The 16,071-nt window shown below is 62.1% G+C and carries 18 protein-coding genes; 6 read left to right on the top strand and 12 right to left on the bottom strand.

Annotated elements, in window-relative coordinates:
• Positions 1-81: 81 nt before the first annotated feature.
• From ehuC to D3M70_RS14595, 3 genes are read left to right on the top strand one after another with little or no spacing between them, the layout of a single operon-like run.
• On the top strand, positions 82-762 hold the full coding sequence (gene ehuC / locus D3M70_RS14605; RefSeq protein WP_120126456.1) for an ectoine/hydroxyectoine ABC transporter permease subunit EhuC: 681 nt from the start codon (positions 82-84) through the stop codon (positions 760-762).
• A complete protein-coding gene (gene ehuD, locus D3M70_RS14600; protein WP_120126455.1) occupies positions 759-1,409 on the top strand; it encodes an ectoine/hydroxyectoine ABC transporter permease subunit EhuD in 651 nt (216 codons plus the stop codon). Before ehuC ends, ehuD begins: the two co-directional genes overlap by 4 nt.
• A complete protein-coding gene (locus D3M70_RS14595; protein ID WP_120126454.1) occupies positions 1,402-2,193 on the top strand; it encodes an amino acid ABC transporter ATP-binding protein in 792 nt (263 codons plus the stop codon). The genes ehuD and D3M70_RS14595 overlap by 8 nt, the downstream gene beginning before the upstream one ends.
• 185 nt (positions 2,194-2,378) lie before the next feature.
• On the opposite strand, the gene D3M70_RS14590 is transcribed toward D3M70_RS14595, so the two are convergent.
• From D3M70_RS14590 to D3M70_RS14545, 10 genes are all read right to left on the bottom strand, one after another.
• Positions 2,379-2,603 (bottom strand): DUF6555 family protein, encoded by a 225-nt coding sequence (locus D3M70_RS14590; RefSeq protein WP_120126453.1) that lies wholly within the window; start codon positions 2,601-2,603, stop codon positions 2,379-2,381.
• Positions 2,604-3,015: 412 nt separating this feature from the next.
• Positions 3,016-3,366 (bottom strand): RidA family protein, encoded by a 351-nt coding sequence (locus tag D3M70_RS14585; RefSeq protein WP_375232974.1) that lies wholly within the window; start codon positions 3,364-3,366, stop codon positions 3,016-3,018.
• Between the two features lie 11 nt (positions 3,367-3,377).
• Entirely contained in the window at positions 3,378-4,559 is a 1,182-nt protein-coding gene (locus D3M70_RS14580) for an FAD-binding oxidoreductase (protein WP_120126452.1), read from the bottom strand.
• Complete coding sequence (locus D3M70_RS14575) at positions 4,552-5,928, bottom strand: NAD(P)/FAD-dependent oxidoreductase (protein WP_120126451.1); 1,377 nt, start codon at positions 5,926-5,928, stop codon at positions 4,552-4,554. Before D3M70_RS14575 ends, D3M70_RS14580 begins: the two co-directional genes overlap by 8 nt.
• A complete protein-coding gene (locus D3M70_RS14570; RefSeq protein WP_120126450.1) occupies positions 5,925-6,278 on the bottom strand; it encodes a (2Fe-2S)-binding protein in 354 nt (117 codons plus the stop codon). The genes D3M70_RS14575 and D3M70_RS14570 overlap by 4 nt, the downstream gene beginning before the upstream one ends.
• Entirely contained in the window at positions 6,268-7,410 is a 1,143-nt protein-coding gene (locus D3M70_RS14565; RefSeq protein WP_120126449.1) for an FAD-binding oxidoreductase, read from the bottom strand. The genes D3M70_RS14570 and D3M70_RS14565 overlap by 11 nt, the downstream gene beginning before the upstream one ends.
• On the bottom strand, positions 7,407-8,204 hold the full coding sequence (locus tag D3M70_RS14560) for an ABC transporter permease (protein WP_120126448.1): 798 nt from the start codon (positions 8,202-8,204) through the stop codon (positions 7,407-7,409). The genes D3M70_RS14565 and D3M70_RS14560 overlap by 4 nt, the downstream gene beginning before the upstream one ends.
• Before the next feature lie 6 nt (positions 8,205-8,210).
• Complete coding sequence (locus D3M70_RS14555; protein WP_120126447.1) at positions 8,211-9,083, bottom strand: ABC transporter permease; 873 nt, start codon at positions 9,081-9,083, stop codon at positions 8,211-8,213.
• Positions 9,070-10,143, bottom strand: coding sequence for an ABC transporter ATP-binding protein (locus D3M70_RS14550; protein WP_120126446.1), 1,074 nt, complete (start codon positions 10,141-10,143; stop codon positions 9,070-9,072). Before D3M70_RS14550 ends, D3M70_RS14555 begins: the two co-directional genes overlap by 14 nt.
• An 84-nt stretch (positions 10,144-10,227) precedes the next feature.
• Positions 10,228-11,304 carry an ABC transporter substrate-binding protein gene (locus D3M70_RS14545; protein ID WP_256659853.1) on the bottom strand — a complete coding sequence of 359 codons (1,077 nt, stop codon included), beginning with the start codon at positions 11,302-11,304 and terminating at the stop codon, positions 10,228-10,230.
• Positions 11,305-11,524: 220 nt separating this feature from the next.
• On the opposite strand from D3M70_RS14545, the gene D3M70_RS14540 reads away from it, so the two are divergent.
• A complete protein-coding gene (locus D3M70_RS14540; protein ID WP_120126444.1) occupies positions 11,525-12,433 on the top strand; it encodes a LysR substrate-binding domain-containing protein in 909 nt (302 codons plus the stop codon).
• A 315-nt stretch (positions 12,434-12,748) separates the two neighbouring features.
• On the opposite strand, the gene D3M70_RS14535 is transcribed toward D3M70_RS14540, so the two are convergent.
• Both D3M70_RS14535 and D3M70_RS14530 read right to left on the bottom strand, forming a co-directional pair.
• Positions 12,749-13,708, bottom strand: a complete 960-nt coding sequence (locus tag D3M70_RS14535) for an HlyD family secretion protein (RefSeq protein WP_120126443.1) — start codon at positions 13,706-13,708, stop codon at positions 12,749-12,751.
• A gap of 3 nt (positions 13,709-13,711) precedes the next feature.
• Positions 13,712-14,095, bottom strand: a complete 384-nt coding sequence (locus D3M70_RS14530) for a DUF3302 domain-containing protein (RefSeq protein ID WP_256659852.1) — start codon at positions 14,093-14,095, stop codon at positions 13,712-13,714.
• Positions 14,096-14,434: 339 nt separating this feature from the next.
• Between D3M70_RS14530 and D3M70_RS32320 the strand changes: the two genes are divergently transcribed.
• Both D3M70_RS32320 and D3M70_RS31980 read left to right on the top strand, forming a co-directional pair.
• Entirely contained in the window at positions 14,435-14,965 is a 531-nt protein-coding gene (locus D3M70_RS32320) for a hypothetical protein (RefSeq protein ID WP_218568421.1), read from the top strand.
• Positions 14,966-15,227: 262 nt separating this feature from the next.
• On the top strand, positions 15,228-16,071 hold an 844-nt coding region (locus tag D3M70_RS31980), incomplete at its 3' end, for a GAF domain-containing protein (protein ID WP_177418423.1).

The raw sequence follows: 16,071 nt of genomic DNA, 5'->3' as shown, positions 1-16,071 counted from the left end.
CGGTCAGCTCGCAGCGCTATCACGAGCGCTGCGAGCCTACAGTCTTGCCCCATCAAGGCCTCAGCCCATACGAGTACGGCCATGTTCATCGATCCCTCTGTCGTGGAAACGGCACGTTTTATCGCACGCCAACTGGCCCACGGCGCACTGGTCACCTTACAGATCACGTTTTTTGCTCAACTGATCGTGGTGGTGATGTCTTTCATCATCGCCCTCATGCGTCTATCGCCCTGGCGCCTGCTGCGCTGGATGGCCACGGTCTACGTTGAAATCCTGCGCGGGATTTCGGCGCTGGTCCTGCTGTTTTACCTGTTCTTCATCCTGCCGTTGTTCGGCATCAGTCTGTCGCCAATGACCACCGGAGTACTGGGCCTTGGCCTGACGTTTTCCGCGTACGGTTCGGAAATTGTCCGCTCGGCGCTGAATAATGTCAGTCGCGGTCAGCGCGATGCATTACGTGCGCTGGACTTCGGTTCGATCACTGCCTTTCGCCGCATCGTATTGCCTCAGGCGCTGCCCTTCATGCTGCCGCCCATGGGTAATCAGTTGGTCGAGCTGCTGAAGACTACCTCGTTGGTGTCGTTGATCACCTTGAGCGACCTGACCTTTTCCGGTGGCCAGCTCATTACCACCCTCGGCCAGCAGACGCTGATCTGGAGCATCGTGCTGGTGTGCTATTTCGCCATGGCCTGGCCACTGAGCTGGCTGGTCAGATGCTACGAAAAACGCGTCACGGCCTGGCGTCAGGGGGTGGCCTCATGAATTTCGATTACGCCTTCGCCTGGTCAATCGTTCCCGAGTTGTTTCAAGGGCTGTTGGTCACGGTGCAAGTGGTGGTGCTGGGCTTTCTGCTGGCGGTAGTAACAGGCCTGCTGCTGGCGGTGGCGCAACGCTCATCGCTCACCCCGATCCGGCGCCTGAGCAGCGGCTATCTGAGTTTCTTCCGCAACACGCCGCTGATGGTCCAGCTGTACGTGCTGTTTTTTGCCTTTCCGTTGGCGGGAATTACCCTGCCGGCGATCTCCACCGGGGTCATCGGCCTTGGGCTTTATTACGGCGCCTACATCGCCGAAGCCTTTCGCGGTGCGATAGAAGACGTGCCCGCCGGCCAATGGGAGGCCGCCAGGGCACTGGACTTTGACACCAGCACCACGTGGCAACGCATCGTGCTGCCCCAGGCGTTGAAACCGATGCTGCCGGTGCTCGGCAACTACCTGATCGGCATGTTCAAGGAGACGCCCCTGTTGGCGGTGATTACCATCCCCGAGCTGTTTCAGGCGGCCAAGCAGATTGCTGGCATGACCTACCGCTACAACGAGCCCTACACAGTGATGGCGCTGATGTTCCTGGCGATCAGCGTGCCCACTTCCCTGCTGTTCAAGTATTTCGAAAGGCGCAGTCATGTCTGATCTCACACACGGCCTCTCCCTCGCATCACCACAGATTGTGCTCAATAACGTGGTGAAGCAGTTTGGCGCCAACCGGGTCATCGATCATCTGGATCTGAGCATCCCCCGGGGCCAGAAAGTCGCCCTGATCGGTCCCAGCGGGTCGGGCAAATCCACTGTTCTGCGTCTGATCAAGGGCCTGGAAAACTATCAGCAAGGCCACATCGAAGTGGCAGGGTCACCGGTACCCGCGCGCTCCGCTGGCTGGCGCTTGCCGTGGTCGGGCAAAGCGCCTGTGGTGCACCGGGTGGGCATGGTGTTCCAGCAGTTCAATCTGTTCCCGCACCTCACCGTGCAGGAAAACATCACCGAAGCACCTATGCGGGTTCTGAAGCTGAGCCGTGAAGAGGCCATCGAGCGCGCCAGACAATATCTCGCGCTGGTCGGCATGGGTCACAAGGCAGACGCCTACCCTGCCCAACTGTCCGGTGGACAACAGCAACGCGTGGCGATCGCCCGCGCCCTTGCCATGCGCCCGCAAGTGATGTTGTTCGACGAGGTGACGTCGGCGTTGGACCCCGAGCTGGTCGGCGAAGTGCTCGCCGTCATTCGTGCCATCGCCCATGAACAGCAAATGACCATGCTGCTGGTCACCCACGAAATGAAGTTCGCACAAGACATTGCCGACCGTGTGCTGTTCATGGAGGCAGGCAAGGTGGTGGCCGACGGCACGCCGGAACAGATCCTGATCAATCCGGCCAATGAACGCACCCGGCGCTTTTTGAACCTTGTGGAGCATCGCTGACGGAACAGCGCGCAGGCTGCTACCTGTGCGCGCTCCAGGGTCACGGTCATGTTTGCCAGAATCAAGTCGACTTTGTGAAAGGCGCCAGCGAACCTGACGATCCAGCATCCAGATTGCATCGACCCGTCGCCGGTCTACCCGCACCGGCTCGCTCCGATACTCGATCCAGCCTCAGGCTCTGCGCATTACGCCAGATGCCACTCCACATCGGTAATGCCGTGCTTTTCTGCCTGGGGTTTGCTGAGTTTGGACACCGGGTCGGTGCGGTATTTCGGCAATTGGCCGATCCCGGCATCCACGGTCGCCCAATGCCAGGCTTCTGCGTTGTCCATGCGTGCCGTGCGAACGTAGAAGGTCTTGTAGCTGCCGTTGAGCAGGTAGTCGATCCGGTAGTGTTTTTCCTGGGCCATGTTTTTCTCCTTGGCGGGATAGTGGGTCATAAGCCAGTGATTGTCTGACAAAGAAAAAATTCCCTTTTTAAAACAGAAGATTAGCGATGGCCTTCGGATGGATGATGCGCAGGTTCAGGTTCATTTCAAATGCGTGGAGTTTTGCGGTGGCTCGCGCACTGTTCAGTTGGCGGACACAGGGTGCTGGCGAATCCCGCGTGGCAATCCGGCTGGCGCAAGTCGTTCCGGCGCTGCGCGTGGTAACGCAGTGATTGACGCTGCGCGCCAATGTGGACACAGAGCGTCCTGGGAGGCATTCCCACGCTGGAGCGTGGGAACGATCGGTTGTGTCAGGTTGACTGACACTCCGCCAACCTCTGTAGCAGCACGGCTTGCCGGCGGTGAAGTTTGCGCACTGGACAGCGTGGCGGCGTCAGCCTGCCGCGACGACGGTTATTTCCACCAGCAGATCCGGGGCTGCCAGGCGCGATTCGACGGTGGCGCGTGCCGGGGCGTGGCCTTCTGGGGCCCAAGCGTCCCAGACTTCGTTCATTCCGGCAAAGTTGGCCTCAATGTCCGAAAGCCAGACTTGCGCGCTGAGGATGCGGGTCTTGTCCAGACCAGCTTTGGCGAGGAAGTTATCGATCTTTTCCAGCACCTGTGCCGTCTGCCCCTTGATGTCCAGCGTGCGGTCGGTGGCGGTCTGGCCGCCCAGGAAGGTGAAGCCGTTGCACTGCACGACGCGGCTCATGCGCTGATTGGTTTCGATACGGGTGATTTCCAGCATGTGAACTCCTAGTGGTGTGGGACGCTGATAACCGGTTGAACCGGGTTGATGGGTGAAGCGGATGCGACGCTGTCGAACCGGCCGACATCGAACGCATCCAGTGAAATATCCGAGTGTTCTCCGAGTATCTGCTGGGCCAGACGCTGACCGGTGCCGGGCCCCATCTGGAAACCGCTGCCGCAGAAACCGAACGAGTAACTGAGGTTGCTGGCCTTGCGACTGGCACCAATCACCGGCAGGTCGTCAGCGGTGAACGCCTCGACCCCGGCCCAGACGCGATTGACCCCCAAGTGCTTCAAGTGCGGGAAGAGATCGGTGACGGTCCGTGCGCTGGTGCCCAGTCGGGTCATGTCGACTTCGCCGTGGCGGGCGGCGAAATCCAGCGAGCCAATCAACTTGCCGCCGATCACCACCGTGCCATTGGCGAATTGCTTGAACGACAGCGAGCGACCCGTCGCCCCCAGCACGGGGGCACAGAACGGCGCGACGCGATGGGTCACCATCAGCATCAGCCCTTCAGGGTGCGCCGCCACCGGTTCGCCAACCTGCGCGGCCAACTCCCGGGCCCAGGCACCGGCAGTGATGACCAGATGCTCGGCCGAATACACACCGCCGGGCGTGCTCACCGTCCACTGCTGGCCGCGCTGCTCGATGCGGTGCGCCGGCGTTTTTTCGTGCACCTTCACGCCGAGCCTTTCAGCGGCGAGCCGAAACGCGGTCACCACCTTGTACGGCACCGCGTAGCCGTCGTCCTTGACCCAGATGCCGCCCACCACATGCCGGGCGACGGTGGGAATGATGTCGAACACCTGCGCCTGATCGATCAGCACTTCATGATCGAAGCCAAGCGCCTTGAGGGACTGCACGCGTAAGCGGCACTCTTCCAGTTCGGCCGGGGTTTCGGCGAGCTTCAACTGACCGCTGGCGACAAAACCGCCGTCGTCCCCCAACGTCTCTCGCAGGCCGTGCCATAGCTTGCGCGAGGCCAGCGCCAGCGGAATTTCTTCGGCATGACGGCCCAGGGTTCGCACCCCACCGGCATTGACGCCGGAGGCGTGGCGGCCGCAATACTCGGCCTCCAGCACGGTGACGCTGACCCCGCGTTGAGCGAGATGAAAGGCCGTGCTCAGGCCATGAATGCCGCCGCCGATCACCAGCACATCGCTCTGACGCTGACTCGACTCAGTCACCGGCCAGCTCTCCCAGGGTGATGGGTTTGATCGGCGGACGAATCCGGTAATAGCCTACTTCCGACGCCGATACCCCACGCGCCTTGGCGATCACTTCGGTCACCGTCAGGCCGCACATGCGGCCCTGACACGGCCCCATGCCGCAACGACCGAACGATTTGGCCTGGTTCGGCCCGGTGCAGCCCAAGGCGACAAAGCCGCGCAACTCGCCCGCCGTCACCTCCTCGCAGCGACACACCATCACGTCGTCGGCAGGAATGCGGTTGGCCTCCTTGGGTTGATACAGCGCGTCGAGAAACGGCCGGATACGCAGGTTGGACGCCAGCCGGGCGCGCAAGGCTTCGGCGCGAAAGGCGCGCTGAGCATCGCTGAGTTTTTCCAGGCGTACGGCAATGCCCAAGGCCGCAAGCTGGCCCTGAACAGCCGCCGCCTGCGCGCCGCCGATGCCTGCGCCATCACCGGCCACGAACACCCCGGCCACGTCCAGTTCGCCCCACGAATCGACCACCGGACTGAAGCACAGTTGATCCACATCCCAATGATGACGCGCGCGCAGCGACTGACTGAATTGGATGTTCGGCACCACACCCTGATGCAGCAGCACGCAGCGCGTGGCAATGCGTTCGGCCTTGCCGGCGACGGTAAAAGTCAGCGCCCTCGCCGCCTCGTCGCCCTCCACTGCCAACTGCTCGGCGCCGGTGAAGTGGGCAATCCGAGCACTGCGCAGGCTGCGCATCAACTCCAGGCCCTTGCGCAGATAGGGCCAGGCCCTCAGCGCAGCGAAAAGATGACGTCGTGCGCGCCAGTAATCATCGGGCCGGGTGGTGTCCACCAGCGCCTTGATCGGCACGCCGGCGCGCAGGTATTGCCAGCCCAACAGGTACAACAACGGTCCGCAGCCGGCCAGCACCACCGGTTCGCTCGGTGCGAGGCCCGAGCTTTTCAGCAAAATCTGCGCAGCGCCGGCGCTCATCACCCCCGGCAGAGTCCAGCCTGGAATCGGGAACGGCCGCTCCATCGCGCCAGTGGCGAGCAGCACCGCCTTGGCTTGCAACGTGTGCAAACGGCCCTCGCGCAGGTAACTGACCTCGTGCTCGCGGGTCACCTGCCAGACCGCCGCGCCTTTCTCGTAGCGCACGCTGGACGAAGCCAGCGCCTGCGCCAGTTCGTTTCCGTGGGCGTAATCGGGGCCGAGCATGTCACGACGGGACAACGGGGCAAGGGTGATGCCTCGGTAAATCTGCCCGCCCGGACTGCCCTGCTCGTCCAGCACCACCACGTGCAGGCCCAGTTCCGCCAGCGCGACGGCACCCGAGATGCCCGCAGCCCCCGCGCCTACCACCACCACATCGACGCTTGAATGACTCATGACAGCACCTCAACGGATTGCACGGTGGCCGGTTGAAACATCAGGTCGCGAGCGCCTTCCTGGGAACGGATCCGCATCCCTTCCCGGACTTCGATCAGGCAGCTCTGGCGATTGGGTACGCCGTCGATCTCCACCAGGCATTCGAAGCACACGCCCATCATGCAATACGGCGCGCGCGGCGCCTCGCTCACGGGCGTGGCACGAAAGCGCTGGATGCCCGACATCAGCAAGGCGGCGGCGACACTGCTGCCAGCGGGTACTTGCAGAGGTTGTTCGTTGAAAGTCAGGCTGACGGTCCGCGTCGACCTCGCTTCGCTCATGACCGGTTGAAACAGCGGATCAGTGCGCATGGGAAAACACCTTGTCAGTCAGAAAACGGTCGCCGGCGAACACGCTCAGCTCGTCAGGCATCGCACCGCCCATGATCCACGGCGCGATGCGCAATGCGTGGGCGGCGGCCAGTGTCACGCCGCTGTGGCAGGTCACCACGAAGGCGCCGGGGTGAGTTGGCGATTGCTGATAGATCGGAAAGCCGTCGGGGCTCATCACCCGTAAGGCGCCCCACGCCCGGATCAGGCGCACGTCGCGCAGCAAAGGAAAGGTCGACACCCCGCGCCGGGCAATCGCCGCAAGCACCTGGGTGGACGTGCCGTCGTCGAACCCCACTTCTTCCATGGAGTCGCCCAGTTGCACGGTGCCTTCGTCGGTCTGACGCACGTTGATGGTCGGGTAATCGAGAAACGGCTTGACCCGCTCGCTGATCAACACCTGGCCGCGATTCGGTGCCACCGGCGCATGCAATCCCACCTGCTGCGCCAGGCCGGGGTTGCCCAGCCCTGCAGCCAGCACCACGCGCGGCGCGACGAACTGGCGCTGGCCGACCCGCACGCGAAACTCGCCGGGGGCACAATCGATGCGGTCCACCTGAACCCCACTGTGAAACCGTGCGCCCCTGCCCTGGGCCGAGGTGTGCAATGCGCGCAGTAGCTTCAGCGGATTGACGTGGCCGTCCTGCGGCGTATAGCTCGCACCCACCACAGCAGGGCCGATCAATGGCAGGCGGGCCTTCAGCTCAGCGGCATCGAGCATCTGGAACGGGTAGTCGCCCAGCGCATCCTGAAGCGTCTGCAGACGGGACTGGCGTTCGCGCAGTTCTTCATCGCTGAAGCACATATGAAAGCCGCCCGGCTGCTTGAGCTGCACATCGACGCCGCTGTCGGCCATCAATGCTTCGGCGAACCCAGACCAACGCACGGCCGAGGAACGGGTCCAGCGCGAGTAGTCCGGCAGGTCGTGGCCTTTACCCTGCACCCAGACCAGGCCGAAATTACCCCGTGAGGCGCGAAAGGCGTTGTCTCCCTGGTCGAGCACCCGCGTGTCGGCGCCACTGCGCGCCAGGCCATAGGCCACAGCAGTGCCCACCAGCCCGCCGCCGATCACGATCACGTCCGATTGCGTGACGCTGTGAGTGTCCTGGCTCATTTGCCTTCTCCAATCAAAACCCGGTCAAGCCCGACCAGTCGGTCGAGGACCAGCATCAACAGCAAGGTGCCGATGATCAGCACCGTCGAGACGGCGGTGATCAAGGGGTCGATGGTCTGGGAAATCTGGTTGTACATGGCCACCGGCAACGTTGTGGTGCCGGGCGTGGCGACGAACACGGTCATGGTCAACTCGTCGAAACTCTGGATGAACGCCAGCATCCATCCCCCCACTACACCGGTGCGGATGCGCGGCAGCACCACGCGGTAGAACGCAGTCCAGCGACTGGCACCGAGGGACAGCGCGGCGTGTTCGATGTCGCGCTCAAGGCCGATGGTCGACGCCAGCGTCAGACGCAACGCATAAGGGAGCACGACAATCACGTGGGTCAGCGTCAGCGCCCAGAACGCGCCGCCGATGTGAGCCACCGAAAAGAACCGCAGAAATGCGATGCCCAGCACCACCGACGGGATCATCAGCGGCGACAGCAGAAAGCCCGTCACTGCCCCGCGCCCCGGAAACTCGTAGCGACTGATCGCCAGTGCGGCGGGAATCGCCAGCAGCGCCGCCAGGGTGGCCGATGCCAGTCCCAGTTTTACCGACAGGACGAAGGCATCGATCATTTCCTGGTTGTCCAGCAACGCCCTGAACCAGCGCAGCGACAGGCCGTCGGTGGGCAACGACAGATAGCCTTTGCTGGTGAAGGCCATCGCCATCACCACCACCAGCGGCGCGATGATGAACGTGACGAAGCACGCGTGAAAAAGCAGCGAGAAAAACCCGTTCTTGTGCATGGTCGTCTACTCGAAGACTTGCTTGAAGCGGCGCTCGGCCAGCTTGCTGCAACCCAGAATGATGATCAGGTTCGCCACCAGCAGAAGCATCGCGATGGCGGCGCCCAACGGCCAGTTGAGGGTGCCGAGGAATTCGTCGTACGCGGCCGTGGCGACCACTTTCAGACGGCGCCCGCCGATGATCGCCGGGGTGGCGAAGGCCGATGCCGCGAGGGCGAAGACGATGATCGAACCCGACAGCACGCCCGGCATGATCTGCGGCAGGATGATCCGGCGGAACACCGTCAACCGCGACGCGCCCAGCGACAGTCCCGCCCATTCGACCTGCAGATCCAGACGCTGCAAGGTGGCCCAGACCGCGATGACCATGAACGGCACCAGCACGTGGGTCAGCGCGATGATCACCCCCACTTGCGTGAACAGCATTTTGACCGGCTGGTCGGTAATGCCCAGCGCCTGCAAGGCGTCGTTGATCAAGCCATTGTTGCCCAGCAGGATCGCCCAGCCCAGGGTGCGCACCACCACGGAAATCAACAACGGCCCGAGCACCACCAACAGGAACAGCGAGCGCCAGCGCGGTGCCATGCGCGCGATGATGATGGTTTCCGGGATGCCGAGAACGACGCAGAGCACCGTGACCGCCAGCGCCATGCCCCCGGTGCGCAGGAAGATTTCGTGGAAGTAACTGTCCTTGAACACCTCAAGGTAGTTGCCCAGGCTGTAGGCCGCAATCACCCCTTCGCTGTCACTGAACAGGTTCAGTGACAGTACGGCGGTCAGCAGCAACGGCGCGAGCAACAGGGCGACGAACACCAGTAACGCCGGGCCGCTGAGAATCCACGGCGCGGCGCCTACCCGCTCAGCGTCATACGTGGCCATGGGCGACCTCCCGGTCCAGCAGACGCAAATCGTCGTCAGACCAGTCCAGGCCGACATCACTGCCCTCTTCCGGCGGCGGCGTGCCCAGATTGGGCTGCGTCATGTGCACCAGACCCAGACGGCTTTCCACCGCGATCAACCAAAGGTTGCCGAGAAATACCCGCAGGCGTACGCGTCCGCTCAACCGGCCACTGCTCGCGTCGGTGAGACGAATCTTCTCCGGCCGAATGTAGACATTGACGTCGTTGCCCAACGAACGATCTTCATGGGGCACGTGCAACAGCGTGTCGCGCACCTGCACATGACAGCAGCGCTCATTGCGCAGCTGCACGGCGCCAGCGAAGGCATTGGTCTTGCCCAGGAACGCCGAGGCGAAGGGCGAATGCGGCCGCTCGTAGGCCTCGAACGGCGTATCGATCTGTACGATCCGGCCCTTGTGCATCACGGCGATCCTATCGCTCATGGTCATCGCCTCGACCTGATCGTGGGTGACCAGAATCGTGGTGATGCCCAGCTCCCGCTGAATCGCTCGCAGCTCGATGTGCATTTCTTCGCGCAGTTTGGCGTCGAGGTTGGACATCGGCTCGTCGAGCAGCAACAGATTCGGGCGGATCGCCAGCGCCCGTGCAATCGCGACCCGCTGACGCTGGCCCCCGGACAACGCCTTGGGATAGCGCTCGCCCAGACCGGCCAGCCGGACCAGATCCAGCGCTTCGTCGATCCGCTTGCTGCGTTCGGACCTGGGGACGCCGCGCATCTCCAGGCCGAAGCTGATGTTCTGTGCCACCGTCATGTGCGGGAACAGCGCGTAACTCTGAAACACGATACCCAAGCCCCGCTGCTCGGGGCGAACATGGGTGATGTCGCGCCCGTCCAGCACGATCCGCCCCTCGGTGGGCTGAACGAAACCGGCGATCGATTGCAGGGTGGTGGTCTTGCCGCAACCGGATGGCCCCAGCAGCGCGATGAATTCGCCGTGCCGGACCTCAAGGTTCAAACCGTCAATGGCCCTGAAACTGCCGTAGGTCTTGACGATGCCTTCAAGTGTGAGAAATGCCATTGGCGTGCCACGCAGGCGGACCTGCGTCTCCAGGAAGGGGTACGGAAGGATCGGAATGTCGCGCCATGGCGGCGCGACCGGCGATCAACGCTCGACGGTGCGGTTCCAGCGCGTCGTCCACTCACTGCGCTGCTGGTTGATGGTGTCCCAATCGACCTTGATCAGCGCATTGACCTTCTCCGGGCCGTAAGGCATGCGGGCGGCGACTTCCGGCGGCAGCTTGACCGTCTGGTTGACCGGCGCGAAGCCGTTTTCCCGGGCCTGGATTTCCTGAACTTCAGGCGAGAGCACGTACTGAATGAACGCCTGCGCCAACTCGGACTGAGCGTTCGGGGTCACGCTGCAGGCCGCGATCTGCAACGCGATGCCGCCTTCCTTGGGGTAGATGAACTTCAACGGGAAGCCGGTGCTCTGCAGGGCCACGGCCCGCCCGCTGCCATACACCGCCATCACCACGTCGCCGTTCTGCATCATGCCGTCCATCTCTCCCGGTGCCGACACCCACGCCAGCACGTTGGGGCCGATTTCATCCTTGAGGGATTTGAAACCGGGGTCGATGTTCTTCTCGCCGCCGCCACGCAAGCGCGCCATCTCCACCAGCGTGTGCAGACCATAGGTATTGGTCACCGGCGGCATGCCGAGCAATTGCTTGTACCGAGGGTCGGTGAGGTTTTCCCAGGAGTCCGGTGCCGCCCAACCGCGTTTCTTGAAGGCTTCTTCGTTGTAGCCGATACCGGTGGCGACCACGCCGATCCCGGTCGCCTCGGGGCTCAGCCGTGCCAGCGGATACAGGTCCTTGTACACCGGCGCGTCACTGAGTTTTTCGCACAGGCCCAGTTGCAGCGCCTGATACATCGGACCGTCGTCCATCATGGCGACGTTGATCTGCTGGCGTCCTTTCTGCGCCTGCAACTTGGCCAGGGTCTCGGTGGAGTTGCCGGCGACGTACACCACTTTGACGTTGTGCTGTTTCTCGAACGCGGGAATGACTTTGGTCTTGTACATCTGCTCGGTGGAGCCGCCGACACCGGCGACGTACAGCGTGGGCTCGGCGAATGCCGGGGCGCTGGCGATACCGGAGAGCGTCAGGGTGACGGCCACGGCGATGCGGTTCAAAGGACGGAACGACGGTGTTGCGAGGGATGAGTAAAGGCTATTCACAGACTATCTCCGAAGTGCATGGGGCAGATCGAACAATGCGTCAGTCGCTGCGGCGTGAACCGAAGCCATGCATGCACGGCGCATGCTCCCGGCGAATCCATCGCGCGGTGGCGCATCTTCATGTGCGCTATGGGTTGCAGGCCGAGTATTGCGACAGCCCTTCCATATGGTCAAATACGGATATCCGGGTTAGTTATTCATATTTGATATGGAGCAACGCATGAATCTCAAGCAGATCGAAGCCTTTCGAAGTGTCATGCGGCTGGGGTCGATGACCGCTGCCGCCGAGGCGCTGTACACCTCACAGCCCAACGTCAGCCGACTGATCTCGCAACTGGAACTGAGCACCGGATTGACCCTGTTCAAACGCGCCGGGGTGCGCCTGATTCCGACCCAGGAAGGTCAGGCGTTCTTTCAGGAAGTCGAACGTGCGTACGTGGGCATGGACAGCCTCAAGCTGTCGGCGAAGAACATTCGCAATCTGGGCACCGGGCGCTTGCGGGTCGCCGCCGTGCCTTCTACCGGCTTGAGCCTGATTCCCCAGGTGCTGAAGGCCTTCACCGAGTCGCGCCCGGAACTAACGGTCTCTTTGCACGTGAACTCGTCGCCGACGGTGGAGCAATGGGTCAAGTCGCAGTTCTGTGACATCGGCATCGTCGTGCACCCCGGCGACGTCAGCAGTCAGCAGAGCGAGTTGCTGGCGAAGGTGCCAGCAGTCTGCGTGCTGCCGGCGACTCATCCGCTGGCGACCCGGGATCACATCACCTTCACCGATCTGGAGGGGGAAACCTTCATCTCCCTCTGCCATGGCGACGGCACGCGGTCGCTGGTCGATGGCCTGTTCGAGCAGGCGGGAGTGGAGCGCACCCTGGCGGTGGAGGCGCAGTACAGCGCGATCAACTGCGAGATGGTCGCGCTGGGCATGGGCATTACCCTGGCGCACCCGCAGGTGGCGCAGGATTATCGGCACCGGGAGATCGTGATCCGCCCATTCAAACCGGACATCCTGTTTCCCACCTACGTGATCTGGCCGCCCGCCCACGCCCGGACACGACTGGCGGAGGAATTCGTCGAGACACTGAAGGCGTTTTACCGGGAGAACTTTCAGAGCGATGGCTCGGAGGGTTGATCCTGGTCGCCAGAGAACGCTCCGGGTAGCGTGCAACCCCCGCAGCCCCCTGCGAGGACTGGGAACCCACGCGTGAAAAAAGCGGATCAACCAGTTCATCGGCCGATGGATGAGTTGCCATGACAGAGACTTTCTTTTCGTTATCAGGGACAGGCTCTACAGGCGGAGAATTTCGACAGACGATCCTCTTGCGCTCGCACACTTTCATGTAAAGGGTGACGCTTAAGGGAATAGCGTGCTCACGATATTCCGATAACGGTTAGTTCATGAAGTCGCTTCTTTTCGCAGGTTAGCTTGTAACTTCCGCGGCTTTTTTCAATGGAAAGGAAAGATGTAATTCATCCACGCCGACATGCGCAGCAGAATCTTGCGCATCGCCGCAATATGATGGAAATGCTTGCTGTAAAGCGCCGCCTGTCCATAGGCCCCGCCGGGCATTTTCTGGCTGTACAGGGCGAAATCCGGGTCGGTGATTTCAATGATCACCGGCACCCGGCCAGCCGGGGGCGAACCGGTAAAGCCGATCAGCGTGCCGGACGGCTGCACCTGGCCCTCGGCGATGACCGCGATCACGCTTTTGACCCGGCCCTGGAACACTTTGCCGGGAATGCCATCGAACGCGACTTCCGCTTCATCGCCGACCGACAGCCGCAGAATGCTGTTCTGGCGCATCCAGGCCGCGAAATAGTGGCCTTCGTCGGGAATGAAGATCATCGAGGGCCGCAGCGGCAGTTTCGTCGCCATCATGCCGGGGCGCAGCGCGACATGGGTCACGAAGCCCCTGCCCGGCGCCCGTACCACGGTGTTGTCCAGGTCGAACTGAGCGTTGGCCAGTTGTGCCTGCAGATCGTCAGTCCGGGCGATGGCCGCTTCCAGTTCACGCTGGGTGCCGAAGTTGCGTTTGATCAGCTCGCTGATCCGAAACAGATCGCCTTTGGCCGCGACCAACTGTGCCTTGATCGATTTGCGGCGGTTATCGAACGGCGTGGGGTCAATGCGAAACAGGATGTCGCCCTTTTCCAGAAGCTGGTTGGACTGCACCGGCACCTCGATCACCAGGCCACTGACCACCGGCACCACGGGCACCGAAACGAAATACGAGCGTGCGACTTCCGAGTAAGGGTGGTTGTAGTTCATGGTGAAGATCAGCGCGCCAATCAGAACCACGCCGCCCAGCACGGCCGTGGGCACCGTCCATTTGTTCAGCGGGATACGAAACAGCTTGAACAGCGCCACGCAGAACGCTGCGTAGGTCAGGATCAGCAGCAGGTCCATCGCTCAGATCCCTCCGCCGCTGTCGAAGGATTCCTTGCTCGATGCAGGCGTGGGTGGCCGTGGCGCTTTATCCGCTTCCAGCGCCTCGATCCGGCGTTGCAACTCCAACACCTGGGTTTCCAGGTGAACCACATGGCTGTGCGGCGACTTGCCGTCGCCGAAGCCCCACCCACGGTCTTCACGGTATGACATGGCCCAGATCCACAAGAACGGCCAGAGCGCGTGCAGGGTAAACAGGCTGACCCATCCGGTGGCATGAATGGCGTCCTGATGGGGATGATTGCGATGTACCGCTATTTCATAGGGAATATCGTGAAGTACGATGATTCCATAGAAAAGAACAAGTCCGACAAAGATCAGCAGTCCCAGCGCGACATAATCCAGCATGAGTCCTCCCTGTTCGCCAGACGCAAACTCATTCCCGCGAACCTTTCATGTCGTTGTGTTCAGGTGTCAACTAAACAGCTGGACCCGATGTCAACTCAATGAGTGAGATTAGGTATAGCGCAGGCTGACGCGGGCGCCGGACTTCCAGCTTGTTTCCTTTCACATCTGTTCTGTCGGGTGAAGTTTCACCCCACCAAACGGATGACGACGGTTACAACTTACTCAGTTCCATGGCGGGTTATCGAAATACCGAGCGGCTGCACTGACGAACAACCCGATCTTGCGCGACTGCGCGGAGCGAATCGGGTGGATGGCGAAGAACGACACCGGCTCCGGTTCATGAGCCTCCAGTACCGTGACCCGTTGGCCGCTGGCGACATGGGGAGCGGCTTCCCACCAGGATTTCTGCGTCAGGCCGAGCCCGGCAAGCGCCCACGTTACCGAACCACGCTCAAAAAATCGCTCTCATCCTTTGCATCAACCGCGTTTGCCGGACTGATGCTCGCCCTCTCGGGCCCTCTAGCCCACGCTGAAACCCTGGACAGGAGCATGGTCCCCATCGGTACGATTCAGGAGCTCGCCGCATTCCAGGGTCCCGGCCCTTCCGGCATCGTCGTTACACCTGAAGGCCGGACATTCGTAGACTTTCCGCGACACGCCATTGATCATCCGGGCATGACGCTGGACAGTCAAGGGCGACTCTGGCTCATCGATGACGGCAAGGAAGCTGGCCACAAAGGCATCGCGCCCGGCGCGGCGAAGGTGGTCGGCATCGACCTGCACAGGTGCGATCCCGCTCCCCAAGGCCACGTCCGCCGCGCGCCAGTGGGAGAACCTTGCGATCTTCGACTTCGAACTGTCCGAACATGACATGGCGAGCATCGCCCGTCTGGCCAGCCCCAACGGCCGTACCCATGATCAGGATCCAGTGGTGTACGAGGAGTTCTGACCGGCCCCCTCATGTCGAACACGCAGCCGTTCGAAGGCACCTTCGGTCGGAACGGTTAAGCCATTGGCGCCGGGCAGCGTCAAACCCAGGAATCTTCCTGGGGATATGAAGGGCGATTGCGACTGTATAAGATGCGCTCGCGTTGCCTTCATCCCAGACAACCCACGCTGCGAGTGGTCTACCGTGTTCGACGAATCGGGCTCCAAACCTTCCATTGATCTGAGTCTGTTGGGTGGCCGTTACTCCCCTGCTGCCCTGATCGAGCGGGAGCGAAAAGTCTTAGGCCAGATCGCCGCAGGCATACCGCTGGCCGAGGTATTGAGTGGTCTGCTGACGGCCGTCGAGGCACAAAGCAAAAACATGATGGCCTCGGTGCTGTTCCTCAGCGATGACGGTCAGTACATGCTGCACGGCGCGGCCCCCAGCCTTCCTGCGGCGTACAACGAGGCGATTCATGGCATCGCCATCGGCGAGGGAATCGGCTCGTGCGGCACCGCCGCGGCCCGGGGCACGCCAGTGTATGTCGATGACATCGCCACCAGTCCCTTGTGGGAAGGGTTCGCCGAGCTTGCGGTGTCCCATGGCCTGCGCTCTTGCTGGTCGATGCCGATCAAGGCCGCCGACGGGATAGTACTGGGCACCTTCGCGGTTTATTACGGCGTACCTCGCGCGCCGATGGCCAGCGATGTCGAAGCCATATCGGTGCTTGCCCAGACGGCGGCCCTGGCCATCGAGCGGCATCGATCCGATCAGCGCTTGCGTCGCAGTCAGGACGCGTTGCGAGACCTCAACACCGAGCTCGAACGCAAGGTCAACGAACGCGCCACCGAACGCAGCCGCACCTGGCTGCTGAGCAACGACCTGTTATCGGTGATCAGTGCCCAGGGCATGATCGAAGCGTCCAATCCCGCCTGGACCATCAACCTTGGGTGGTCGCCTGAAGAAATGCACACGACACTCCTGTCATTCGTTCATCCGGATGACTTGGCGGCCAGCGACCCGGTGTTTGCCCAGGCCGCCCACGGGC

Origin of the sequence: Pseudomonas sp. LS-2, from assembly GCF_003605735.1 — a bacterium.
Classification (GTDB): Bacteria; Pseudomonadota; Gammaproteobacteria; order Pseudomonadales; family Pseudomonadaceae; genus Aquipseudomonas.
This window is presented reverse-complemented; position numbering and strand designations above follow the sequence as displayed.

Coding starts and splice junctions, on each gene's coding strand:
- D3M70_RS14565 (WP_120126449.1), bottom strand. CDS start 7,410: ATGAGCCAGGACACTCACAGCGTCACGCAATCGGACGTGATCGTGATC.
- ehuC (WP_120126456.1), top strand. CDS start 82: ATGTTCATCGATCCCTCTGTCGTGGAAACGGCACGTTTTATCGCACGC.
- D3M70_RS14530 (WP_256659852.1), bottom strand. CDS start 14,095: ATGCTGGATTATGTCGCGCTGGGACTGCTGATCTTTGTCGGACTTGTT.
- D3M70_RS14595 (WP_120126454.1), top strand. CDS start 1,402: ATGTCTGATCTCACACACGGCCTCTCCCTCGCATCACCACAGATTGTG.
- D3M70_RS14570 (WP_120126450.1), bottom strand. CDS start 6,278: ATGCGCACTGATCCGCTGTTTCAACCGGTCATGAGCGAAGCGAGGTCG.
- D3M70_RS14540 (WP_120126444.1), top strand. CDS start 11,525: ATGAATCTCAAGCAGATCGAAGCCTTTCGAAGTGTCATGCGGCTGGGG.
- D3M70_RS14535 (WP_120126443.1), bottom strand. CDS start 13,708: ATGGACCTGCTGCTGATCCTGACCTACGCAGCGTTCTGCGTGGCGCTG.
- D3M70_RS14555 (WP_120126447.1), bottom strand. CDS start 9,083: ATGGCCACGTATGACGCTGAGCGGGTAGGCGCCGCGCCGTGGATTCTC.
- D3M70_RS14590 (WP_120126453.1), bottom strand. CDS start 2,603: ATGGCCCAGGAAAAACACTACCGGATCGACTACCTGCTCAACGGCAGC.
- D3M70_RS14550 (WP_120126446.1), bottom strand. CDS start 10,143: ATGGCATTTCTCACACTTGAAGGCATCGTCAAGACCTACGGCAGTTTC.
- D3M70_RS14560 (WP_120126448.1), bottom strand. CDS start 8,204: ATGCACAAGAACGGGTTTTTCTCGCTGCTTTTTCACGCGTGCTTCGTC.
- D3M70_RS14575 (WP_120126451.1), bottom strand. CDS start 5,928: ATGAGTCATTCAAGCGTCGATGTGGTGGTGGTAGGCGCGGGGGCTGCG.
- ehuD (WP_120126455.1), top strand. CDS start 759: ATGAATTTCGATTACGCCTTCGCCTGGTCAATCGTTCCCGAGTTGTTT.
- D3M70_RS32320 (WP_218568421.1), top strand. CDS start 14,435: ATGAGCCTCCAGTACCGTGACCCGTTGGCCGCTGGCGACATGGGGAGC.